The sequence below is a fragment of the Cedecea sp. B1(4) genome (genome assembly GCF_059414925.1).
Window position 1 is genome coordinate 1 of the sequence record NZ_JCAHMZ010000322.1, and the last position, 429, is coordinate 429.

Sequence of the window (429 nt, forward strand, 5' to 3'; positions counted from 1 at the left end):
CATCCCTGAGTATTTCTACGCGCCTGACCCGATGAATTGGAATAACCCGAATGTGACCAAATACGGTTGATCATCGAGAGCATGCATAGATGAATCCGTTGATATGTGTTGGGCCTTAGCTCTAAGGCCCACACATATCCCAACTAGGGAAAAACAATGGCGCAGGGCAACTTTGTTGGGGGCATCCCTGAATTGGCACTCGGCCACTTCAGGCACGATCTGATTGCACTGGATCTACAAGAGAACCGCTTCTCCATCATTCCCGATCTGCCGCTAGCACGAATGAATGCGTTTCTCGCTTCTCGCGGGCAACATGATCCGGTCTTGGCATCGGCTCTTCAGGAGCACGGGCTACTGGAAAAAGCGCTGCACATCAGGGGCGAATTGAGTACCCATGAGAACGAGGGGCTCTTTGAAACGCGCTGGACA

The 429-nt window shown here is 52.2% G+C and carries 1 protein-coding gene; it reads left to right on the top strand.

The annotated features are described in order from the left end of the window. Positions 1-156: 156 nt before the first annotated feature. Positions 157-429 (top strand): hypothetical protein (locus ACR6JA_RS23135; RefSeq protein ID WP_494599856.1); only part of this gene is annotated, 273 nt, incomplete at its 3' end.